Raw genomic sequence first — 25,085 nt, 5'->3', positions numbered from 1 at the left:
TCAACTTCTCTCCCGTAGTGATTCCAGTTCTGCCAATAGCAAAGCGGTCGCGGCTTCCTCCGAAAGTTGTTCCAGATCTCCCAGATCATCAAGTAGGGCATTGGGCAGATCGATCGGCGAAGTCCCTGATTCTATAGGATCGGGACTCAACTGCTGTAACAGAGTCTCAGTCATCGCTTCTGGGGTAGGGTAATCAAACACAAAGGTGGCGGCCAGGGGTAGTTTGGTTGCCGCTGAGAGGAGATTGCGCAATTCCACGGCCATCAGGGAATCCAGACCCAACTCCTGCAAGGGCTGGCGCGGGTCTAGGGGGGTGGCGCGATCGAGACCCAGCACCTTCAGGCTTTGCTCCTGCACAAACGTCAGCAGCCCCTTCCGGCGGCGGGCAGGCGGAGTGGCCAGGAGCTGCTCCAGCCAACCAGGAGAAACGGAGGCAGAGGCTGGCTGGGATGGGACAACCTGTGATCGGGCCACCATATCGGCAAAGAAAGGGCGCTCCGCCTGTTCAGGGGATTGTCGGAAGAAATGGGCCCAGTTCATGGGCAGCATAGCAACCTGAATCGGGTTGGCATCCAGAACCTGGAACAGCGCCTGCACCCCCTGTTCCGGCGGAATTAAATCCAGTCCCCGCAGGGTAATCCGCTGCTTGGCGATAGATTGGGTCGCCATCCCCACCTCGGCCCAGGCCCCCCAATTAATGCTGATTGCGGGTAAGCCATAGGCCCGTCGATCGTGGGCCAGGGCATCCAGGAAAGCATTGGCAGCAACGTAATTGCCCTGCCCTGTAAACCCAAACAAATTGGCTCCAGCCGAGAACAGGACAAAGAAATCCAGGGGTACATCGCGGGTGAGATGGTGCAGATTCCAACTGCCATAGACCTTGGGGGCAAAGACCCGATCGAAGCGGCTCCAGTCCTGTTGCAGCAGCACCCCATCCTCCAGAACTCCGGCGGCATGGATCACCCCTCGCAAAGGCGGCATTTCAATCTCTACCTCAGCCAGCAGGTGGGTCAGAGCAGCTCGATCGGCCACATCCACCGCCGCCACCCGCACCTGACAACCAGCTTTCTCCAGGTCAGCCAGGATTGTCTGAGCGGTCCCAGAAGCGGCCCTGCGCCCCAGTAGCACCAGATGCCGCGCCCCCCGATCGACCAGTCCCCTGGCCACAGCTAGACCCAATCCACCCAGGCCCCCTGTAATCAGATAGGTGGCCTCCGATCGCACCGATAGGGGTGGGGCCTCCGGAAGCACCACAATTTTGCCGATATGTTTGGCCTGGGCCATATAGCGGAAGGCATCCACCACCTGATTCAGGGGAAAGAGCTGTAATGGCAGCGGCTGTAGGGAGCCCCCCTCAAAACCAGCCATTACCTCGATGAACAGAGATTGAAGGAGTTCCGGTTGCTGTTCCGCGATCGCCCCCAGATAGACCACATGGTAAGCTGCCTGGGGTCGAACCTGGGCCACCTGCTGCGGCTCCCAGATGCCCCGCTTGCCAATTTCCAGGAAGCAGCCCTGATCCGCCAAGATGGAGAGGCTAGCCGGGATAAAGTCATCCGCCAGGGAATTCAGGATGACATCCACCCCCTGTCCCGCCGTGAGACACAAAATCTCCTCGGCAAAGTCCAGGGTGCGGGAACTGAACACATGGGGCACTCCCATGGCCTTGAGCAAGGCGCGCTTTTCTGGGCTCCCGGCTGTGGCAAAGATTTCGGCTCCAGCCCGCTGGGCCAACTGGATGGCGGCCAACCCCACTCCTCCTGTCCCGGCGTGAATCAGCACCCGCTGTCCGACAGAGAGGCGGGCCAGGGTATGCAGGGTGTAATGGGCCGTTAGGAAAGAAGCAGGAATGGTGGCAGCTTCAGCAAAGCTCAGGTGGGATGGTTTGCGGGCGACCCGTTCCACTCGCACGGTGACGAAGGAGCCAAAACAGCCCTCCGCCAGGGACAGGACGGGATCCCCGACCTGAAATTCCGTCACCCCCTCCCCGATCGCCACGATCGTCCCGGCGCATTCACTGCCCAGTTGAATGTCCCCATCTGGATACAGACCCAAAGCATGCAGGACATCCCGGAAGCCAATGCCCACAGCTTCGATCTGGATTTCCACCTCCCTGGGACCAGGACTACGCCGAATCTGGGGACGCAATTCCAGGTGATCCAGAATCCCCGGCTGGGGGGTGAACAAAAACACCGGCGGACGGTTGACAGGTCTGGGTTCCAGGACTTTGGGATGAAGCCGGGGCACATAGCGATCGCCCTGGCGCAGGGCAATCTGGTCTTCCAGATCGGGGGCAAGCAGGTCCGGCAAGAGCAGGGCCACCTGATCGGTCAGGCCCAGGGGATCCAGGTCAATCTGGGTGCATTGTAGTTCTGGGAATTCCTGGCTGATCACCCGGCCCAGCCCCCAGAGGGGAGCCTGGGCCAATGAGATCGGGGCCGCTGGAACTGAAATCACCGCCTGACTCCCCTGGGTGAGAATCCAGAGGCGGGGCCAAGAGCTGAGGCCCTGGGCCGCGATCGCCTGCACCAGGTGCAACATCACCCCACTACCCTGGACCTGGGCTGCCGTCAGATCTGTCGCTGGATCGATCGCCCAGAGGAAAATGATCCCCCGCAGGGCCGGACCTGCTGCTTGCAGAGCCTGACGAAATTCGTTGGGATCGGCAGGATCAACCTGGATCCGATCGGCCTCCACCTGCCGATAGGTAGATCCAGGGGTCACCCAGATGCAGGTCTGCCCCTGAGCCTCCAGATGACTGACCAGGGCCTCTCCAAATCCGATCGCGTCAGCAAAAATCAACCAACTTCCTGGGGCGGGCGGGTTCAGATCCATCGATCGGGATTTGGGCTGCCAGAGGATTTCATAGCACCCATCCGGCTGACGATTGGCCTGAGTCCGGTTTGGATCAAAGCGACGGCAGGCAAATCCTTCCACTTCGGCCACCCGTTGGCCCGCTGCATCCACCAGCACCAGATCGGCAGTGAGGGTGTCCAGACTTGAACTACCAGGGCGCAGGGTCAGTTGACTCCAGAGGACAGCCGGGGGCTGGCGATAGAGGCGAAACTGGGCCAGACTCATGGGCAGATAGGCCGTTAGGCCATCGGGGAGCAGGGTTCCCAAGACCTGTAAACAAGCATCCAGTAGGGCCGGATGAAACTGATAGGAGGTAAGTTCTGAAGTCAGCGCCGCAGGCAGGTGGATCTCGCCCAGGGCTTGCCCCTCTCTTTGCCAGAGCCGCACCACCCCCTGAAATTGGGGACCAAAGTCCAGCCCGCGCTGTTGAAACTGGTGGTAGTGGGTGTCTGCCTCGATCTGGTTCTGGGCTGTGGCTCGAAAGGCGTCCAGGTCCGGCACGGGTGACTCAGCCGTCGCGATCGGCCCGCAGGAGGCTCGCCCGGAGGCATGGAGCTGCCAGGTTGCCGTACTGGCCTGCAAACTCAGGATTCGGAACGAGCCAGTGTTGTCTCCCGTTAGGTTCAGCAGAAGCTGCACCGTCTGTGGTTCGGCTTCTGACAGGGCCAGGGGGGCATGAATCACCAGATCCTCGATCGTCAGCAGCGCATCTGGTTGACCCAAGACCTGTCGGGCTGCCGCCAGAGCCATTTCAACATAAGCCGTTGCAGGTACGATCGCCGTGCCCGCCACCCGATGATCAGCCAGGAATGGGGGGGCATCCGGCCCCAGGCAAGCCTCGAACACCACCTCGGTCGTGGCCAGGGTCAGGCGTTGTCCCAGCAAGGGATGACCGCCTGAGCGGGGCTGAAGCGGGGGAGAGAGGGGTTCTGGGGGGGCATCCACCCAATAGCGTTGCCGTTGAAAGGGATAGGTTGGCAGAGATACTTTCTGGTTAGGCGTTTCCGGATCCAGGGCTGACCAATTGACCGTTGCCCCTTGAGCGTAAAGCGTTCCCAGGCTGATCAACAGTTGCTGCCAGTCTTCCACGCCAGGCCGGAGGGAGGCCAGCCAGACGAGGGCAGGGTCCGGTAGGCAGTAGCGGCCCATGCCCGTCACCACAGGGCGGGGGCCAATTTCCAGGAACAGGCTGTAGCCCTGGGTTTGCAGGGTGGTCATACCTGCTGCGAACTGCACGGTAGACCGCACATGCTGTCGCCAGTAAGCCGCATCAGGAACTTCCCCCGATCGCCAGAGTTGCCCGGTCAGATTGGAGACCAGGGAAATTCGAGGAGCCTGAAACTGGACCTGGCGGGCGATCGCCTCGAACTCTGCCAGCATCGGCTCCATCAGGGGGGAGTGGAAGGCATGGGACACCATGAGGGGCCGCACCTCAATCCCATCTGCCTGGAGCTTCTGTTGAATGGTTTCAATCAGGCTGGTCGGACCGGAAATCACGATATTTGTGGGGCCATTGACCGCAGCAATCGCCACCTGATCCCCATAGGGCGCGATCGCCTGCCGCACCTGGGGTTCCGCCGCCAGCACCGCCAGCATGGTGCCCCCAGCCGGTAACGCCTGCATCAGTCGTCCTCTGGCGGCGATCAGCTTCAGCCCATCCTCCAGGCTGAACACCCCAGCCACACAGGCCGCCACATATTCGCCCACACTGTGCCCCATGACGATCGCCGGTTCAATCCCCCAGGAGCGCCAGACCTCGGTCAGGGCATACTCCAGGGCAAAGAGAGCGGGCTGGGTAGAGGCTGTCTGGTCGAGCCAGCCCAGATCGTCCTGTTCGGGATACAAAATCTCCAGCAACGGACGATCGAGATAGGATTTCAGGATCTCCGCACAGTGATCCAGAGTCTGCCGGAAGACCGGATTCGTCTCATAGATCTGGCGACCCATCCCTACATACTGGGAACCCTGGCCTGTAAACAGAAAAGCGACCCTGGGCTGTTGTCGTTGCGCTTGACCACCGACGATCGTCGGCAGGCTCTCCCCAGCCAGATAGGCAGAGAGTTGTTCGGCTGCCTCGGTCGGAGAAGCGGCCACAATGCCCAGCCGATGGGAAAAGTGCGATCGACCCGTGCTAGCCGTAAAGCAAACGTCCCCCAAGTTCAGGCTGGGATCAGCCAGCAGGTGCTGTCGATAGCGATCGGCCAGTTGCTGTAACGCTGGTTCTGTTTTGGCGGAAAGGGTCAGGAGCTGGGTCGATCGGGCTGCCTGAGGCAAGGGCACGGGTGTTGGCCCTTCCGCCAAAATGATATGGGCATTGGTACCGCTAAAGCCAAAGGAGCTGATTCCTGCAATTCGTTGTTGTGCTCCAGAGAGCCAGGGGGTTCGCTCGGTAGGGACCACAAATGGGAGGTCTTTCCAGGCAATATGGGGATTGGGCTGCTGAAAATGTAGGTGGGGCGGAATTTCTTGATGTTGCAAGGAAAGAATGACTTTGAACACTCCGGCCATACCTGCTGCTGCTTCCAGATGGCCAATGTTTGTTTTAACGGAACCCAGTAACAAAGGATGCTCCTGAGAATGCTCTTTGGCAAACACTGTAGCCAGAGCACCCACTTCAATCGGATCTCCCAGAGAGGTCCCTGTTCCGTGGGCCTCAATATAACCCACCTGAGCAGGCTCCACGCCCGCATTTTTCAAAGCTCTCCGAATTACGTTTTGCTGGGCAGGGCCATTCGGCACGGTTAATCCACTGGTATGCCCATCATGGTTAACGGCAGATCCTCGAATTACGGCAAGAATGCGATCGCCACCTGAGATCGCATCAGATAACCGCTTCACAACAATTACGCCGCACCCTTCAGATCGCACAAACCCATCAGCTGCAGCATCAAAGGTTTTGCAACGATTGTCAGGAGACAACATACGGGCTTTAGTAAAATTGATATAAACAGATGGCAGGAGCAACTGGCTGACTGCTCCGATCAGCGCCATATTACACTCTCCGTTCCGCAGGCTCTGGCAGGCCAGATGTAGGGCAACCAAGGATGAAGAGCAGGCGGTATCCACCGATAGGCTGGGTCCCTGTAATCCCAGGATGTGAGACAGACGACCGGCTGCCATGCTATTGGCAATTCCGGAAGCCATGTAGGCGTCGATCTCTTCCGGTTGTCGGGCCATTAATTGCTGGGCATAATCATTCCAACAAATGGCCATGAAAACACCTGTAGGCTGGCCATTGAGCTGATCGGCTGCGATGCCAGCATTTTCCAGAGCCTCCCAACTGGCCTCTAGTAACAACCGTTGTTGAGGGTCCAAGCTGACCGCTTCGCGAGGAGCAATGCCAAAGAAATGAGCATCAAAGTCCTGAGGAAGCTGGATAAACCCACCAGCCCGAATATTCATTTTTCCAGGCCGATCGGGGTCAGAATCGTAGTAGGTATCCACATCCCAGCGATTGGACGGAACTTCAGCGATTGCATCAACGCCATTGCTCAGCAACTGCCAGAAGGATTCCGGATGATTCGCATCGCCAGGAAATCGGCACCCCATGCCAATGATAGCGATCGGCTCGGTTTTGGCGGCCTCGATCGCTTCCAGTCGCGCCCGTGCTTCCTTCAGGGCCAGTAGCACCTGTTGGGATGCAGAAAGTGAATTGGCCTTTCCCGAACCATTACTCATGGGATTTGCCTCTCAGGATATTCTCCAGCTCTGTGAGTGCTTGCATGATCGCAACTTCAATCTCATCCAGTATCGGCGTAATGGATCGACCTTTGGCCTGAACAGTTGTCTCTAGGGTAATGCGGGTTTCTTTGAAGAGGAGAAAGACCTCCTGAGGAGTTGAGAGCTGAAGCGAGGCATCCAGAAAATCGGGGATATCCAGAACGGGAAGAGGCTCATTGATCACAGGTCTAGCCAGGGTAGGGGTAGTCATATCACCTCGTTTTCCGTCATTTGGCGATGGCCAAGAATATCGTTCAGTTCTGCTAGTTCCTTCGCAATCTCGGCCTCAACCTCTGCTTCGGAAAGCTGTTCAATTTCAGTTAAAGCAAGTCCTAAGTCTAGATTTTCTATCAATTGTTTCTGTTCGACTGCCAAATCAGACGGAGGATTCAGACTTAATATCTCTGTGGCCAGATAATCTACCAGTTTTTCAATAGTCGGATAGTCAAAGGCCAGAGTTGAGGGCAGTTCACACCTTAAGCTACCTTGCAGGGAATTTCTCAACTCCACGGAAGTCAGAGAATCCATCCCCAGATCAAAGAAGCCTTGCTGAATACTCATGGATTCTACAGATTTAAGTGCCAGTACTTTAGCAATCTGACTCCGAACATGAGTTAGCAGGAGTTCATGTCGCTGCTGATCAGGTGCCGCTTCCAGCTGCTGCAGGAAGCTGATCGGGAGATCTTGCCCCTGCTCCTGTTCCGTCTCAGACTGAAAGTTCTCCAAGAAAACAGCGGGAGGCGTTCTCTCCAGAAACTCTGCCCAATTGATCCCAAATGCCCCGACCTGCACATCTGGTTGAGGCAATAGATATGCCATCACGGCCAGCCCCTGCTGAGGGGTCATAGGCTGGATCCCTCGATTTTTCCAGGCCGTTCCAGTTTCAAACTTCATGGCAGCACCCACTTCACTCCAAAGACCCCAGTTGATGCTCAATCCGGGCAAACCCTGCGATCGTCGTTCGTATGCCAGAGCATCTAAGAAAGCATTGGCCGCCGCATGATTAGCCTGACCGGCACTGCCCAGGAGAGCCGAGATCGAAGAAAAGCAGACGAAGAAATCCAGATCCAGATGGCGAGTCAGCGTATGTAAATTCCATGCCCCGTTCACTTTGGGTGCCAGGACTTTTGCAAATCGGGACCAGGTCTGTTGCTGCAAGATGCCATCGTCCAGTATTCCGGCAGCATGGATGACCCCACGCAAAGGGGGAAAAGACTGTTCCAGAGTTGACAGCAATCGGACCACTGAGTCATGTTCCGACACATCTATTGAGGCAACCATCACCCTGGCCCCCATCTGTTCCAGGTGATCTAACTGAGCCTGGATAGCATCATCCGGGGTTCGACGGCTAATGAGGACAAGATGTTGGGCTCCTCGTTGCACCATCCATTGGGCAAACAGCAACCCCAATCCCCCTAATCCCCCTGTGATCAGGTAAGTAGCTTCCGGTTGCAAGCTCAGTGGCAGGGTTGAATTCGACTGGGGCGAGGTCTGTGAGTGGTGGGACACCAATCGGGCTACCTGGCGCTGTCCCTGGCGGAAGGCTACCTGGCCTTCATCACTTCCAGCCCAGATTTCCTCAAACAGCTTCTTTGGAGTATCCTCAGTGCTCTGAAAATCCAGATCGATCCTGACACAGTTGAGTTCGGGGTATTCCAGGTCAATCACCTTGGCCATGCCCCACAGAGGAGATTGGGTCAACCCCGGCAGAGGGCAAATTCCTGTGGGTGCTGCAGCCTGGGTGACCAGCCAGAGCCGGGGAACAGGAAAGAAAGCAGTCTGATACAGCGCCTGCAACAAGTGCAACACACCCCCACAACTAAAGTGAATGGCCTGTTCCACTTCCTCAGTTGTAGGGACCTCAGCAAATGTTCTATCCATGCCCCACAGATGCACAATCCCTTTCAGCGGGCGGGAAGCAAGATCAGAGAAGAGCTGCTGAAAATGTTCAGGCTGCGTCGGGTTGAGGGTAAATTCATGGGCAGACAGGGCACGATAGTCTGCGCCGGGAACAACCAGAATGCAGGAATCCTGGCGAGAGCGCAGGTGGCTGGCAAGTTGCTGACCCATATGGCGATCGGACAGGATCAACCAATCTTGAGGAGAATGGCTTGATAGCGAAGAAGCCTCAGGAGCCTGGGCCATCACGATGGCTTGGGGGAACAAAACATCCATTTCAGGCGTTAAGGTCACAATGTCCTGAAAGTCAGTTTGGTGCAACAAATCCCGCCACTGGGCTGGGGAGAGGAGGGGATAGGAAGGGCGCAGCGTATAATCTGCAAATCTCCACCAGCCCTCAATTAAGCCAAAAATTAGGTCAATCCAACGGCAGCGCTCTGTTCCCTCTAGCAGTAGCAGCATCCCTTTAGGGGCCAGCAACTGTCGGACCTGCTTCAGGGTTTGGGCCAAATCTGTCGTAGCATGGAGCACATTGGCTGCCAGAACTAAATCGTACTGCTCCGATTCAAATCCCTGTGATTCAAGCTCCTGTTCAATGTCCAGAACTTGATAGCGAATAAAGGGATAATCCGAAAATTTCTCTCTGGCCTGGTTCAGAAAGAAAGCACCAACATCCGTAAAGGTGTATTCGGTTTGATGGGGGTTGAGATGGGGCAGGATATGACTTGTGGTTCCACCCGTTCCAGCTCCAATTTCCAGAATCCGAATGCCCCGATGGGATGGCACATGCTCCAGTACCGCCGAAATAGCCTTCTGAATCAGGAGGTTCATGGGTCTGAAGGTGGGAGAATCCTGATACAGGGATGTAGCGGTTGTAGCATCGCCTTCTGGGAAGAGGAGATGGAGAGGATCGCAGCTTCCGGACAGCACCTCTGCCAGATGAGATCCGCAGCGATCGAACAGGGTTAACTCCGTCGCTGCTTCTGGATAGGTGGCCAGCAGGGGCTTCAGATCAGCAGGGGCGACCGCAGGGGCTTGCAAAACCTGCCAGTCTGAACCCATAGATTGCACAATCCCCTCTTCCGCCAGCATTTCCAGCAGGCGTACCCATAGCCGCTGATGCTGAGGGACAATTCCTAATTGCTCGGCCATTCCAGCCGCAGAGAAGCGCTGCCCCACCTGGAAACTCCAGCCCAGATGGGCCATAGCCTGCAGAATGTAATTGATACTGAGGACATTCAGATGGGCTACCAGCTCTGGTTGAGGGGTTAATTGGGCCAGCCCCGATCGCACCGGTTCAATCACAGCCTGGGGAGCCGGGAGATAATCAGGGGTCAATCGAGGGCTGATCAATCCCTTGGGCTGCCACGCCACTTCGTACAGCAGATCCTGAACGGAATTGGTCGCGATCGCTTGCTGATGCTGCTGTACCAAAACCTGCAAGATCTCGGGCAAAAGCTGCGCCTGTTCGGTGGAGAAATGCCCAGCCTGCTGCACCAGTTGGAGCAACTGGGAGATATCCCCCCGGTTCAGCAGGTCTACGATCGGTGTTTGCACCGAAGGTTCAACCACCGCTGAAGGAACATCAGGGCTGGCGTCCAGCCAGTAGCGCTGCCGTTCAAAGGGGTAAGTGGGCAGAGGAATGCGCCGATAGGCAAATCCCTGATCCAGACTGGCCCAGTCTATGGCCACGCCCTGTACAAACAACTGGGCCACACTTTCCAGCAGCGATCGCCAATCCGACAGGCCCGGTCGCAGACTGGGACACCAGACCACGCCCTCCGCAGGCAAACAGGCTTTCCCCATCCCCGCGAGCACAGGACGGGGACCAATCTCAACAAAAATTTGATCGCCTTGCTGGTGCAGGGTGCTCATCCCAGCAGCAAACTGGACAGTCTGACGCACATGGCGACACCAGTAATCGGGGGTCATGAGTTCCGTTGTCACCCGTTGCCCTGTGAGGTTAGAGATCAGGGGAATTTTAGGCACCGCATAGTGAACCGTAGCAGCGATCTGGGCAAACTCCGCCAGCATCGGCTCCATCAGGGGAGAGTGGAAGGCATGGGACACAGCCAGCGGGGTGACTTTGATTCCCTTAGCCTCCAGCACGATCGTAATTTCCGCAATCGCCTCTCGCCGCCCTGAAAGAACTACATTCAGGGGACCGTTGACTGCGGCCAGAGCCACATCCTGGACATAGGGCTGCATCACAGGCAAGATCGTAGCCTCATCCGCCATCACCGCAATCATCGCCCCATTCTGAGGCAGGGCCTGCATCAGCCGCGACCGGGCTGCAATCAGTTTCAACCCATCCTCCAGGCTGAATACACCTGCGATACAGGCGGCCACATACTCACCCACACTATGCCCCATGACCATACTGGGCTGAACCCCCCAGGACTGCCACATCTGGGCCAGGGCATATTCCAGAGCAAAGAGAGCGGGTTGGGTATAGACGGTTTGATTCAGGAGATTGGCAGAGCTGGACTCTGAGGAGGTTGGATACAGAACCTCCAACAAGGGCGTCTCCAGCAGGGGTTGGAGAATCGCCGCACAGCGATCGAGGGCATCCCGGAAAACAGGTTGGGTGTTGTATAGCTCCCGACCCATACCGATATACTGGGAACCCTGGCCGGTGAATAGAAAGGTGATTGTAGGGGGCTTCAACGGCACCTCTCCCTGGACCAGAAGGGGGGTCTCCTGTCCGGCCATCCAGGTCTGCAGCGCTTCCTGCAGGTGAGCCCCAGACTCAGCCACGATCGCCAGCCGTTGCTCAAACGGCGATCGGCCCCGATTGGCGGTGTGACAAATATCCCCCAGAGCAAGGGTGGAATGGGTTGCCAGGTGTTGTTGATAGCGCACTGCCAGATCCCTCAGCCCAGATTTCGTTTGGGCCGTGAGGGTGAAAACGTGGTGGGAGCGATCGATCTCTGCTGAGGAAGATTGAACTGGAGCTTCCTCTAAAATCACATGAGCATTGGTGCCACTGAAGCCAAAGGAACTGATTCCAGCTAATCGTCTGCCTGTCTGACGTAGCCAGGGCTGCCCCTCCACCGGAATCACTGCCGGAATTTGGGTCAGCTCAATCAGCGGGTTAATCTGGTTGAAGTGCAGATGAGCCGGAATCCACTCCTGCTGAAGAGAGAGCACCACTTTAATCAGACCAGCTATGCCAGCAGTCGCTTCAGTATGCCCAATGTTAGTTTTGACGGACCCCATGACCAGGGGGGTCTCAGTTGGGCGGTCCTGCCCGTATACGGCCTTGATCGCCTTCACTTCGATCGGGTCACCCAGGGATGTTGCCGTCCCATGGGCTTCCACATAATCCACCTCGCGGGCTGTGACACCTGCCTGCTGCAGAGCCTGACGCAGAACGGTCTCCTGTGCCAGTTGATTGGGGGCGGTTAAGCCATTGCTGGCTCCATCCTGATTAATCGCACTGCCCCGAACCACAGCCAAGATATTGTCCCGATCGGCCACTGCCTGAGACAAACGCTTCAGGACAATCACCCCGCAACCCTCACCCCGAACATAGCCATTCGCTGCCGCATCAAAGGTCTTGCATCGCCCATCGGGAGAGAGCATCCCGGCCTGACAGAAAGTGAGGCTCAGTTCCGGTGACAGCAATAGATTGATCCCAGAGGCTAGAGCCAGATCGCAATCTCCGGCTCGTAGACTCTGACAGGCCAGGTGTAATGCAACCAGGGAAGAAGAACAGGCTGTGTCTACAGCCATTGCTGGTCCACGTAAATCCAGGAAATAGGCCAAGCGTCCAGCAGCCACGGAGATGGCATTCCCTGTAGCAAAATAAGGGTTCAGAGGCTGAGCTTGGCTCTGCTTGACCTGAAGCAATTCGTAATCATGGGAGAAGATCCCCAGAAAAACTCCTGTTTGGGTACCGGCCAAGGATGTTGGAGCAATTCCAGCCTGTTCCAGGGCATGCCAGGTTTCCTCCAGCAGGATGCGTTGCTGGGGATCAAGGGCAGCTGCTTCCCGGGGAGAAATGCGGAAGAAGGCCGCATCAAATTGGTCTACCTGCTCGAGAAAACCACCCTGGCGTATAGCTTGTGGGGCCTGGGAGTTAAGTGACCAGCGCGTTGCAGGCAATTCTGTGATCGCATCTCGCCCCGCTCTCAACAGGGTCCAGAACTCATCCGGACTGTTGACCCCACCAGGAAAGCGACAGGCCATCCCAATGATGGCGATCGCCTCTGGAGCGGTTGACCGGGATTCAGCGGTATGAGCCTGAACAGCCTGGTCTGTTACAGCCGGAATAGGAATCTCTGAAGCACGATCGGCCTGCGTCTCCGGTTCAAAGAACTTAGTGATGGCAGCTGGTGTGCTGCAGCGGAAAAAGAAAGTCGGCTCCAATTCAGTGCCCAGATTCTGACTGAGCAGAGTTCTCAGCTCCAGGAGCTCCAGGGAATCCAGTCCCATCTCCATCAGCGGGCGATTCATCCCAAAAGCAGATTGGCGTTTTTCCCCAAGAATTCTGTCAATGCAGTTGGAAACAACAGTTTCGACTGGTTGGGTTGTGCGTTCCTGTTGCAGGACCCTCGATCGGTTACTCTCCGATAGTCTTTTCCGATGCAAATCATACTCAATCAGGATACCAGCTCCCTGATTCTCAATGTCTTCGGGGCGGAAATGGGGCAGAAGTTCCCGCAGGATTGCTCCCCCTTCTTCATGGAACCGAAGAATCGGATCGAGCCGCTGTCCCCACTCATTGCGCTGCTCGATATAGTTTGCAATCGACATCTCCTGGTGATCGGCGTAATTCTTGCAGCGGGTAACCCCAACCAAGCGCTCAATCCCTCCCCTGAGGGCACAGAGCTGCACCATAAAATCTCGTAGTTGTTCTCCCCATCCCTGCCCTTGAAACTCAGGCAAAATATTGATACCCAATAGTTGAACAATCCTGCCTTCTGCCCTGTGCAATGAGGATAGATCCTGATAAGTCACTTGCTTCAGTGCATCAATATCAGAAATCTTCTGGCCATACATCACACCCACAATCTGACCGTCCAGTTCCATCACACAATGACCATTGGGGAAGCGAGTCAATCGATCCTGGATGGCTTCAGCAGACATGCGCAGATGTTCAGGCAGACAACGGGCTTCTAAATGGAGCAGGGCTGGTAAATCTTGCAGATGGGGATGGCGAATTCGGTAGGGGCGCTTCTCAAAACAGTTGAGGGTAATCCGGGTGAAAGGGAGGGTCTTAGGATAACGTCGGGCAAAGTCAAACTTAGGAAATAACCCTGCTTCTGCTGCCGACATTAGGAACACATCTGCTTCTACCAGATGTTGCCTGGAAAAGCCCTGGCAGGCATCAAAGTGGAAGTTTTCACAGAGGTCTAAAAATTGAGCTACCACCCTGGGCGGCAAACAGTGAACTTCCAGGAGAATAAGGCCATGGTTGGTCACCACCCCAGACCAGCGTTCCAGATGTTCAACCAGGCTCTGCACCATCACAGGTGCCGTGATGGAATCTCCCGTTGGATCAACGTAGACCCCTTCGTACTCCAGGTTCATCCGTCTGGCTACTTGATCCTGCAGGTGGGGGGCAATAAAGGGCCGATCGTGATCCAGGAAGGACCGGATGTGCAGGATCTGTTCGGGAGGAATGCCACATTGCTGCAAATCCACCATCATCTGAGCCGGATCGCCAATATCTCCTGGCAAAACCCGGTGGGGGATCTCAGCCAGGGTCCGATCTGTCTCGACCAGAGAAGCCTGGTTATAATCCACACCCACCATGCAGAGGGGATACTGATCCAGTACCTGACCCCTGGCCGATCGATTCCGAATCGTTTCGTACACCCGCTTCAGTAATGTGCCATCCCCACAGCCCATATCGACAACAAAGTTAGGTTGGGTTTCATAGGGCAGACGATTAAAGATGGAGAGGAGAATATCTTCCACATCAGCAAAGTACTTTTCGTGCTGGAAACCGCTGGAGATCACATTGAGGGTGCGATCAACATGGCTTTCATGTCCAATGGCGTCCCGTTGAAATACAGACTGACAATCCCCAAACAGGACTTCTGGTAGACAACTGAGTAGGGGAGTGTAGGAGGCAACAGTGCCAGTCAAAAGTGCTCGATCGCAGATAAACTGCCCCAGGGCTGTCAGGCGGAGATCTTCCCCCTGAGACTGAACCCAGCCTTTACTGGTAAACAGAGTCATTAGGGGATCTCGCACTAAGGGAGGCAGAGCTTTCAGAAATGGACCTTGGGGCTCTTGAGCGGACGGCAACAGATGATCTCGTTTCAGCGCCAGTAGGAGCGGAATCACCAGGACCCCATCCAGAAAATCGGCTAGAAGCGGATCATCTACCTGCCACCGTTGTTGGGAATGTTGAACCCAATGGTTCAGGATCTCGTGATGCGCATCCTGAAGCAGAGCCTTTGCAGGTAAGCCGTACAAGTTAAGGATCTCTAGGGGAATATGCTGGCTCAGTCGAGCGTTACTCGTACAGCGATATGCTCCTGATTCATCACAGGAAAGCCAGTCCAAAGACTGCAACAGTCGTAATGCTACATGCAAATGCCCGGAATTTGCACCCAATTGAGCTGTAATCTCTGGCAAGGTCAACGATCGGTGCCGCAGCAGGTCGAAGAGGCCCTTTTCCCGGCAAGCCAGGATCACAGGTACAGCCAGAAAGCCATGATTCAATCGGTTAATAATATCCAGCATTGCCACCCTATTTCTTAACTAACCAAAGTGCCTAGCAATTAAAGCACCTGAACTGCTCAAATAGTCTGCAATGACCTCTGGCTTGCTGTTCCTCTCTATACTTTTGACTTGCCAGAGAAGATGTTTAGAACTTTTAAGACATCATTTCTATAAAACAGAACCGTCTGTGAAATAGGAATGTAAATTTCCGCTCCTGTGGATCTCTGTAATTTGACCTAATTCTAGAGGAATACCTCTTTCAGAAATTTAACTCAGCGCAGATTTTTTGGAAATTTCATATGCTGAATCCTGCAAACACTGCATTTGAAACGGGTCAAACCCCATCCCTCTGGCCTACCTACTGGTTCATTCAGAGATGCCCGGTTATCCGTAAACTCCGATCCTTTGTAAAAACCTTGCAAAGCTATTGCACATCCAGGGAGGCATGGGTTAGACCTTAACCATCATTCTTCAGAAAACATTTCCAGAAGAATACATTAGGATAATGGCTTCCAGAGCCGTTGCCTGATTTTGCTCCAGAGTCGTCGAGTCGAGAGCTGAGCCAATCGCCAACGGGTCAGTTCCTGTATCGTTGCCGGATACTGAACCTGGTGATCAAAAAACTGATTGATTTCGATCAGAATCTGCTGGAGGCGAGGCAGAATCTGGGGGGTCCTATACTCGGCAAAAAATAACTCCGATACCGGCCCAGGGGGAGCCTGCAGGACCTGCAGAATCCGCTGCAGATCATATTCCCTGGAATACACAGCAATTTTGTGCCCCGTAAAACCGGGGTCCAGATAATCGGCCAGGGCTCCATTCACGCTCGAAAAGACCTGGCAGCCACAGGCGAGTGCCTCCATGGGAGGCAAACCAAATCCTTCACTGACCCGCTGCTGGGACCAATATTCAGCCGAATCATAGAGATAAATCTTGCTGCGATTGAAGAGTCCCGGTAAGTCCTCGACATAGGAGGTGATCAGTTCTACCCGGCATTGGGATCGCAGGGCTGGCACCAGTTCCTGCAGCAGATACCCTGAGGATTTCCGAGCCTGAACCAGAACATCAATGTCTCGCTGCAGGGACCGATCGCAGAATTCATCTGAGATCTGATTGGGCAGGTAATAGATGGGCGAGTGGGGAGCCTGCTGCCCCCAGTAACCCATGGTGTTGCGGCTGACTGCAACGATCGGAATCTGGGCCGGTAAGCGAAACCCATAGCCAGCACTATGGGCATGGTAAAGGACGGGCCAGCCTTGCAAGCGTCGTACCAATTTCGGCACATCAAAGCCCCAACTCACTACAAAAATGATATCGGTGCGTTGGGGCTGCCGGAGCAGATCATCCAGGAACAGAACCTCTGGCTCCCGTTGGCGATAGGTAACCACCTCTGCCGCACAGATCTGACGGGCCAGATGGAGGGTTTTTAACTCAGCCCAGAGTCCGCCGCAGGCAAATTTTCCACCCGTGCCAGGAACCAAAAAGTAGAGACTTCGCATGGTATCTGCTCATCAAGTTCGAGAAGCTATCTTATCCCAGAAGGGAGAGAGCGCTCATCCCCCACCCAGGACTCCTGCCTGCAATCTGTTCACAAATCGTTTAGGATTTCTTTAGAATTTTCATGTAAATCAATCCAGGGAGATAGGTCCACCCCAGCTCTATATGCAAAACTAATGGTTAGTCCAGCTAATTAAAAAAGTAAACCAGCCAGGGGAGGATATGCATGACCCCGACTGTTTTCGGGTATCGAAAGACTTTGAGCCTAACTAGTGGGCTGATTTTGGTTGGATGTCTCGTCCCCCTCCATGGGTGTGGCAATTTTTCTGCGGCTGATGCTGAAACTCAACGGCAGGCCCAGCGTCAGGGAGCAGCATCCCAGGACGTTGCTTCTGTCAATGTGACCATTGCTCGTACAGGCTCGGTGCAAGCGAGTCGAGAATATACAGGAACCACGCAGCCCGTGCGTCTGGTGTCCCTACGATCGCAGGTGGAAGGACAGCTTCTGGATCTGCTGGTGACCGTTGGGGATCCCGTGACCCAGGGGCAACGGTTGGCCCAGGTGGATAGTACAGTGCTACAAACTAATGTGGCGGAAGCAGAGGCGGAGGTGGCGGCCCTTCAGTCGGAAGTGGCCCAGGCCCAGATTGGCATTAGTGACGCCCAGACCCAGGTGAATCGCGTCAGAGCCGAATTGCTCCAGGCTCGCTCTGATTTGAGTCGCTTGCAGTATCTATTCAGTCAGGGGGCGATCGCAGAACAACAGGTGGAACAGGCCCGGACACGGGTCAGTACCGCAACGGAAACCCTGCGATCGGCCCAGGAGCAGGTTCGCACCCGACAGCAAGCGGTGGTGGCTGCCCAGGGACGGGTGGTGGCCCAGCAGGCGGTGGTGGCCAGGGAGGCGGAGCGGCAATCCTTTACCACCTTAACTTCACCCGTGAACGGGTTTGTGGTGGAACAGCCCGTGGAGCCAGGAAATCTGGTGCAGCCGGGAACGGAGTTACTTAAGCTGGGAGATTTCAGTCAGGTCAAGGTGGCTGTCCAGGTCTCGGAACTGGAATTAGGGGCCATTCGTCTGGGGCAGATTGTTCAGATTCGTCTGGATGCCCTCCCCCAGCAGAAACTGACCGGGCGGGTGTCCCGTATTTCCCCCGCCGCTGATCCGGTGGCTCGTCTGGTTCCGATCGAAGTGACCCTGCCCAACCCCAGTCGGCGCATTGGCAGTGGGCTGCTGGCCCGCGTGTTGCTGGCCCAGCGGCCTGACCGATCGCGGGTTGTGGTCCCGGAAACAGCCTTGCAGGTGCAGGAGGGGCGATCGTCCGGGCAGCCCCAGGGGGATCGCTCCCGGCAGCCTGCCACCGAGACAGCCAGCCCAGATCCCAGCCAGGGGACGCTGTTTGTGATTCAGGGGTCCGATCGGGAACCCAGGGTCACAGCCCGGCAGGTCACCCTGGGGCAACGGGGGAATGGTCAGATTGAAGTAATTTCTGGTTTGCAGGTTGGAGAACGATATGTCACCCGCAGTAGTAAAACCTTGAAGCAGGGTGACTTGGTCCGCTTGAGTATTCTCTCTGAGCAACGTTGATCATGCAGGATAATCCCTCAACTGGTTTTAGTATCAGCGCTCTTTCCATCCGCCGCCACATTGGCACTCTGATGTTAACCCTGGCAGTGATCGTGGTCGGCATTTTTTTCACGACTACCTTGCCCGTTGACTTGCTGCCATCGATTACCTATCCCCGGATTGGGGTGCGTCTGGATGCACCAGGCATCTCGCCGGAAGTTGCCGTGGATGAAATCACTCGCCCCCTGGAAGAGGCCCTATCTGCGACGGAGGGAGTGGTGCAGATTTATTCCCAAACCCGCGAGGGGCGGGTCAGTCTGGATTTGTATTTCAAACCGGGTGGAAATATCGATCAGGCCCTGAACGACGCCACGGCTACCTTTAACCGGGCCAGAGGCACTCTCCCAGAGACCATTGAAGACCCCCGGTTATTCAAGGCTGATCCCTCCCAACTCCCGGTCTATGAAATGGCCCTGTCCTCTCCCTCTCTCAGTCCCCTGGACCTGCGCGTGTTTGCCGATGAGGAACTGGCCCGGGAACTGGGGGTTGTGGAAGGTGTCGCTGCGGTGGATGTGGCTGGCGGTATCGAGGAGGAAGTGCGCGTAGTCCTGGATCTGGCTCGTCTGCAGGCCGTTGGGATTGGTTTGCAGGATGTACTAACAGAGTTGGAGGAAAGTAACCAGGATATTTCCGGGGGGCGAATTTTGAGTCGCAGTTCCGAACCGTTGACGCGGGCGATCGGTCGTTTTCGCAATGCCCAGGAACTTCAGGATCTGTCCTTTGAAGTAGAAGGAGAGCCCCTTGACACTGCTTCCCCACTGCCCCGCCGGGTGTATCTGCGAGACTTTGCTCAGGTGATTGATGGGGCAAAGCAGCAACGGATTTTTGTCAGCCTGAATGGTCAGGGAGCGGTTAAGGTCACCATTCAAAAGCAGCCTGACGCCAACAGTATCACGGTAGTTGAGGGGGTGAAGCGGCGACTGGAAGACCTGCGGCAACAGGGGGTAATTCCGGCAGATATGGCGTTAATTGCCACCCTGGATGAGTCGGTGTTCATCCGCAATGCCATTTCTAATGTCACCAGTTCTGGATTGGTTGGGGCGGCTCTGGCTGCGATCGCCGTCCTTCTGTTTCTGGGGTCTGTCCGTCAAACGCTGATTATTGTGTTGTCTATCCCCCTGGCTACCCTGGCCGCATTGATTTTGATGGGGATTTTTCACCTGTCTCTGAATGTGTTCAGTCTGGGAGGATTGGCCCTGGGGGTGGGAATTGTGGTCGATAACTCGATCGTCATGCTGGAGGCGATCGCAGAAGGCGCTGGGGTTACGCCTGGCCAGGAGAGCCAGACTCGCCTCAACCCCAGACAACTGATTCGGCAATCCATTCAAAGTAGCCAGGAAATCGAATCGGCCCTGATTGCATCCACCAGTACGAACCTGGTGGCGGTGCTCCCCTTTTTGTTGATTGGGGGCTTTATTGCCCTGCTGTTTAATGAGTTGATTCTGACCATCAGTTTTGCAGTTGCGGCCTCCATTTTGATTGCGGTTACGGTGGTGCCGATGGCCACCTCCCGCTTGCTGGCTATTCGCTGGAGTACTGGCCTCACTCAGTTCTGGCTCATCCGTCAGTTTAATCAGCAGTTTATGGCGGCCACTCGCAATTACGAGAGTTTGTTGGCCTGGGTTTTGGCCCATCGTCATCAGGTGGCTGGCGGAACGGTTCTGGTGCTGATGATCGGGGGACTGATCATGGCGAACCAGGTTCCCCAGGAAATTCTGCCCCGGATTAACACTGGACAGGCTAATCTGGTAGCCCAGTTTCCCCCAGGGACCCCCCTGGCGGACAACCGCAAAGTGATGCAGGCAGTCGATCAAATTGTTCTGGCTCAACCGGAAACAGCCTATACTTTCACCACTGTGGGCGGTTTTCTGTTTGGGAGTAATACGAGTGAAAACGCTTTGCGTAGCTCCAGCACGATTACCCTTAAACCGGGAACAAATGTTGAGAAATTTGTTTCCAAGGTCACCCGGGAATTGAAAAAGCTGAATCTGGTCGATATCCGGCTCCGACTCAATCCCGGCCAAGTGCGAGGACTGATCCTGAACAATTCCCCGGTGCGGGGGGCAGATGTGGATGTGGTGTTGCAGGGGGCAGAGGAGCGTACCCTGACCCAGGCCGGACGGCAGGTGTTGCAGGCCCTGGAAGAGAAAGCCACCCTGGTTAGCTTTCGGCCAGATGCAGATCCACGCCAGCCTGAAATTCAAATTCGTCGCGATCGGGAACGGTTGGCAGCCCTTGATCTGAATATTCAGGATATCGGGCAAGTCCTGGAGACCGCCGTTCAGGGAACGGTGGCCACCCGCATGCAACGGGGGAATCGCCTGGTGGATGTCCGGGTTGAACTGGATGAGGCTGCCATCAACCAGCCCTCCCAACTGGCGGATTTGCCCCTGTTTGCCACGGGGAATCGTCCCATCCGGTTGGGGGATGTGGCTGAGATTACGACAGGACAGGCTCCGGGAGAGATCCAGCGCATTAACCAGCGTCAGGTCTTTATCATGGCTGGCAGCCTGAATGAAGGGGCTAACCTGGGAGATGCCCTGAAACAGGTGGATGGCATTGTTAAAGGGTTAGACCTGCCTGCAGGGGTAAGCTTCCTGCCCAGCAGTGCCGCTCAAAGCAATCAGCAACTCCAGGCTTCTCTCCCCATCCTGGGTGGATTGGCGGCGTTTCTGGTGTTTGTCGTGATGGCGGTGCAGTACAACTCCCTGGTAGATCCGCTGGTGATCATGTTCACCATTCCCCTGGCTTTGGTGGGAGGGCTGTTTGGCCTGTATATCACCCAGACTCCGATCGGTGCGACGGTGATTGTGGGAGCTGTTCTCCTGGTGGGGATTGTGGTCAACAACGCCATCATCATGGTGGAATTAGCCAACCAGCTCCGGGAGCGGGAAGGACTCGATCGGGTCACCGCAATCCTGCAGGCAGCCCCCCAACGCCTGCGCCCCATCTTGATGACGACGATTACCACTGTGCTGGGGATGTTCCCCCTGGCCCTGGGATTGGGGCAGGGGGGCGAGTTCTTGCAGCCCTTGGGGATTGTGGTGTTCTCTGGACTATCCTTCGCTACTCTGTTAACCCTGCTGATCATTCCCTGTTTCTACCTGATTCTGCATGATCTGGTGGGAAGTCTGCGGTGGATGCGTCGCCGTAAAAAGAGGCAGTTGGTGATCCTGTCTGAAGAACTGGTTGAACCAGAATCCGTTGGGAAACCCTAGGTTTGCACAAGCTTGACAAACCTCAGCGCCAGTTAATTCATCTCTCACAAACCCTTCTCAGTTTCTTCACTTTTCTGGCCTACCTTTGAGAGTAAGGCTAATTCAGGCTGCGTTTCACTAGGAGGGCAAGATGGCTGCAACCCACACACTGATCGGCACCAGACAAAACCGCCACCTGGATCTAATCCACCCCCTACGTCAGTGGTTGGATCAAATTGAGATTAAAAATCCCAGGGTTGCCGATCTCCTCTGTAAGTTGATTCCAGGTCAATGTCCCTTTCAACGAGACATCATCCTGTTTGGTCAACATTTAGGACACATTCCACCCCTCTGCAAAATTAACCCCCTCTACGAACAACTGATGGGGCTGCGTTTTCGAGCCCTTTGTTATCTGGCTGATCAGGGAGTTTAAAAGCTATAGCCAATTCCCAACAGTAACCCCAACGACGTTACCCCAGTCACAGAGGCATTCACTGCTGTCGTGGCAGTTAGCTCTGGTGAAAGTGGCACATCCAATCCACCTGTCAGAATCAGATCAACAGCGGTCCTGTCCTGGGTAAAGATGCCCAATCCCAGACCGACATAAGGGGTTACTCGGTGAACTGGCCCATCGCCGATCGGGAAATCCAGGGTCACAGGTACCAAGACCGTGACGGTGTCAGCAATCAAAACCGTTGGACGCACGGACAGATACTCCAGCAGACCAATCTTGCTGAGGATTGCAAAACTCCCCTGGCCCAATCGGGGAACTGCAGCTTCTCGGATGGTGCTGATCTCCTGTGTCTGGCGTCGCTGAATTATGGGACCAAATCGCCCGGGGGTCACCTGTTCCTCAGTTCGAATATTGATTTGGGTGGATACCACTTCTTCTCGGCCAATCAGACCCAGGTTCACTCCCAGGCCAACATAACTATAAACAGGTGAGAGGCTGACCTGTCCAACGGGTGCGGTTCGATCGAACTGGGCTAGCCTCTCTGCAGAGAAGATTGGTGATTCCTGGAAAGTAGACTGGAAAAAAGTTGGCTCTATGCGGTCTAGCCGATCGCTCTGCAGCAAAGCCGCCGAGGTAGCCGTTTTTCCAGGTAGGGGCACCACCTCCTGAGCGGTTAGTTTAACCCTGGCAGGACTGAAATGAACCTCATTTTCCCTGGCTTGAACCTGCAGGCCAGTTGAGAAAAGAATTAGCAAAGCAGCACTGATTGACAACGAAGTTGGGTGAAATCCAAACTTGTTTTGACTCATATTTCCACTCCATCGTGCAACAGGAAACTGCCAGGAAGCGGTTTAAAAAACCTATCCTGCTGTTCCCAGCTATTCCTGATGTGAAATTTTTTGGCTAAGGATGCACGATTTTGATGGCAATGGACAGGGGCTCAAATCATCTGACTGTCATCAGCCCATCTGTAATACTGCCATTCTACAAATGAACCTGATGGCTAATGAAATCTTGACCAAATCTTGATACTATTACCCACTCATTTAAAGCAGGCTTTCATGAGGCAAGGGACGACTGCCATCGATGTTACGACTAAGAATGACCTGGCAATAGACGCCAGATAAGACGATAACTAATCCGAACCAAATCCAGCACAAAGTAGGGAATGCGTAATCGAGTTGGATAGAGAAAGGGTAAATAGAATCCGTAATATGCTGCTTTCAAATCAGCCCATTTAGAACAGGCTTCTTCCTGCAAGAAATCTGAAACGTCCACAACCAGCCCCCTTCCTTCTGCCATCATGACATTGCGACCATGCACATCATGGGGGTAGAGACCACGACTTTGTGCATAGTTCAGGGCCTGATCAATATCTTGAATCACCTGTTCCGGGATCTGCAGCCCCAAATGCAGGCAGTCATAGAGGGTAATGCCGTAAAGTCGCTTAAGAATCAAAAAACCTGTCCCAGCATAGAAACAGGTTGAGAAGGCGGGATGGACCCCTAAGCGCCGGTAAACTTCCACTTCTTCAGCAAAGCCAGATCGCCCAGGTGCATAGACTTTGACCACCCGATCGGGCGAGTCGGGATGGTAAACCACGGCAGCATAATTTCCAGTTCCAATTAATTGCCAGGGTTCTGGAAGAGCGTGAACCCTGACCGGATTATGAGGTTCAATGCTTTCAATCTGAAGCTGGGGAAGCAGTTCCCTGTCAATTTTCTCAAGATAGCTACTTTCAATCAGCTGACTCATAGGGATAACCAAAATAAAGAGAAGACTCCCAAGCCCGTTCGAACATCACTTCCAGGGTAAACCGGTCTTCACAACATAGATTCTGGTTAAGAAATTCAAAGTCCACCCTGGGGAATTCAAAGTTTTGTCACTCTTCTCTCCCGCTGCTTGTTCTCTAAGTAGCGCGTCCTATCGTCCGATCGCGGTTTTACCCCCCAATACCCTGCCCTCTGAAACCTCCAGAATCTTGGGCTAGAATGACCTCATCCCATGAAGGAGGAATTCCAGCCTGAATGCCAGACTACACCCATTCCACTCCCCTAGCCCCATCTACCGTTTCCACCGCAGTTCAAACAGAACGGTCATCACCGGACCAGACCCGAGAATTGGCTCTGACGATCGCCAGAGCTGCCGAAGACCGTAAAGGAGCCGAAATCACAATCCTCCGCGTAGAAGAAATCTCCTACCTGGCAGACTACTTTGTCATCGCGACTGGTTTCTCCAATGTACAGGTCCGGGCAATCTCACGCTCGATTCAGGATAAAGTCGAGGAAGAGTGGCAGCGTTATCCGATCCGGGTTGAGGGGCTATCTGAAGGGAATTGGGTCCTGCAAGACTATGGTGAAATCATTGTTCACATCTTTATGCCTCAGGAACGGGAGTTCTACAATCTCGAAGCTTTCTGGGGTCATGCTGAACGGATTGATTTCTCACCATATCCGTCTATGAAGTAGTCATTTGTCACTTGTTATTTGATGGGTTGGGTGCCTGTAAACTGGTGACCAATGACCCATCTAGACCCATCCCGGCCCTGCAGGCCACCCTTCCCAAGAGGGGATTAACCCCATGACCAATAATGACCAATGACTCATCACCCCAAACCTGTGGATGTTTTAACAACGGGTTGCCCTGTTCCTGAGGAACAGCAGCCTATTAATGAGTATGTCAACTTGAAAGAGTCCTGGTTCTATCGCTGGGCTGCCTTGGAACTGCGCGGATATCTGACACCGATGGTCTGGATCTGGGGGTTGAGTTGGGTGCTAATTGGGCCGATCGCCGCAACCAGTTTTCCACCAGCAAGGCACCTCACTCAATTTCTCCTGAGCAGCACCTTGGGAACACTTTCGATGCTACTTTTTCCGCTGGGTCATCTCTATCTGGGGTGGGTTTATGTCTGCGATCGGCTCAGGAAAGATACCATCTTTTACGAGGAGTCTGGTTGGTACGATGGTCAGCAATGGTCAAAGCCTCCCGAAGTTATCTTGCGTGATCGGTTGATTGTCAGCCACGAAATTCAACCCGTTCTGCGTCGCTTGCAGATTACCTTCTTAGTCCTGGTATCCCTGTTACTGGTAGGCAGCCTTCTCTGGTTATGGATTTAGGATTTTTCTGGCAGGTGGGTCGATCGGGCGGTAGAATATCG

At 54.9% G+C, this 25,085-nt stretch carries 11 protein-coding genes; 5 read left to right on the top strand and 6 right to left on the bottom strand.

Going from position 1 to position 25,085, the window contains the following annotated elements:
• The 4 genes from BST81_RS00775 to BST81_RS00760 all read right to left on the bottom strand — a co-directional run bounded on the left by BST81_RS00775 (nucleotide 1) and on the right by BST81_RS00760 (nucleotide 16,652).
• The gene (locus BST81_RS00775; protein WP_083636534.1) at nucleotides 1-6,534 is read right to left on the bottom strand and encodes a type I polyketide synthase; all 6,534 of its coding nucleotides are present in this window, start codon (nucleotides 6,532-6,534) and stop codon (nucleotides 1-3) included.
• Nucleotides 6,527-6,787, bottom strand: a complete 261-nt coding sequence (locus BST81_RS00770) for a hypothetical protein (protein WP_075596631.1) — start codon at nucleotides 6,785-6,787, stop codon at nucleotides 6,527-6,529. Before BST81_RS00770 ends, BST81_RS00775 begins: the two co-directional genes overlap by 8 nt.
• Nucleotides 6,784-15,174 carry a type I polyketide synthase gene (locus tag BST81_RS00765; RefSeq protein WP_075596630.1) on the bottom strand — a complete coding sequence of 2,797 codons (8,391 nt, stop codon included), beginning with the start codon at nucleotides 15,172-15,174 and terminating at the stop codon, nucleotides 6,784-6,786. The genes BST81_RS00770 and BST81_RS00765 overlap by 4 nt, the downstream gene beginning before the upstream one ends.
• A 476-nt stretch (nucleotides 15,175-15,650) precedes the next feature.
• Nucleotides 15,651-16,652 carry a glycosyltransferase gene (locus tag BST81_RS00760; protein WP_075596629.1) on the bottom strand — a complete coding sequence of 334 codons (1,002 nt, stop codon included), beginning with the start codon at nucleotides 16,650-16,652 and terminating at the stop codon, nucleotides 15,651-15,653.
• A gap of 224 nt (nucleotides 16,653-16,876) precedes the next feature.
• Here BST81_RS00760 and BST81_RS00755 point away from each other — a divergent pair, with 224 nt between their 5' ends.
• From BST81_RS00755 to BST81_RS00745, 3 genes are all read left to right on the top strand, one after another.
• The gene (locus BST81_RS00755; protein ID WP_075596628.1) at nucleotides 16,877-18,238 is read left to right on the top strand and encodes an efflux RND transporter periplasmic adaptor subunit; all 1,362 of its coding nucleotides are present in this window, start codon (nucleotides 16,877-16,879) and stop codon (nucleotides 18,236-18,238) included.
• Nucleotides 18,239-18,240: 2 nt separating this feature from the next.
• Nucleotides 18,241-21,495 (top strand): efflux RND transporter permease subunit, encoded by a 3,255-nt coding sequence (locus BST81_RS00750; RefSeq protein WP_075596627.1) that lies wholly within the window; start codon nucleotides 18,241-18,243, stop codon nucleotides 21,493-21,495.
• 130 nt (nucleotides 21,496-21,625) lie between these two features.
• Nucleotides 21,626-21,907 carry a Mo-dependent nitrogenase C-terminal domain-containing protein gene (locus BST81_RS00745; protein WP_075596626.1) on the top strand — a complete coding sequence of 94 codons (282 nt, stop codon included), beginning with the start codon at nucleotides 21,626-21,628 and terminating at the stop codon, nucleotides 21,905-21,907.
• On the opposite strand, the gene BST81_RS00740 is transcribed toward BST81_RS00745, so the two are convergent.
• Together BST81_RS00740 and BST81_RS00735 are read right to left on the bottom strand one after the other, a co-directional pair.
• Nucleotides 21,904-22,737: a hypothetical protein gene (locus tag BST81_RS00740; protein ID WP_075596625.1), complete on the bottom strand. Its 834-nt coding sequence runs from the start codon at nucleotides 22,735-22,737 to the stop codon at nucleotides 21,904-21,906. The genes BST81_RS00745 and BST81_RS00740 overlap by 4 nt on opposite strands.
• Before the next feature lie 286 nt (nucleotides 22,738-23,023).
• Nucleotides 23,024-23,683 (bottom strand): serine/threonine protein kinase, encoded by a 660-nt coding sequence (locus tag BST81_RS00735; RefSeq protein WP_075596624.1) that lies wholly within the window; start codon nucleotides 23,681-23,683, stop codon nucleotides 23,024-23,026.
• Nucleotides 23,684-23,955: 272 nt separating this feature from the next.
• Here BST81_RS00735 and rsfS point away from each other — a divergent pair, with 272 nt between their 5' ends.
• Together rsfS and BST81_RS00725 are read left to right on the top strand one after the other, a co-directional pair.
• Nucleotides 23,956-24,396: a ribosome silencing factor gene (gene rsfS, locus BST81_RS00730; protein WP_075596623.1), complete on the top strand. Its 441-nt coding sequence runs from the start codon at nucleotides 23,956-23,958 to the stop codon at nucleotides 24,394-24,396.
• Nucleotides 24,397-24,525: 129 nt separating this feature from the next.
• Complete coding sequence (locus BST81_RS00725) at nucleotides 24,526-25,044, top strand: CGLD27 family protein (protein WP_075596622.1); 519 nt, start codon at nucleotides 24,526-24,528, stop codon at nucleotides 25,042-25,044.
• Nucleotides 25,045-25,085 lie beyond the last annotated feature (41 nt).

The organism is Leptolyngbya sp. 'hensonii' (assembly GCF_001939115.1).
Taxonomy (GTDB): Bacteria; Cyanobacteriota; Cyanobacteriia.
Note: the sequence above shows the minus strand (reverse complement) of the source record. Positions and strands in the feature narration are given on the sequence as shown.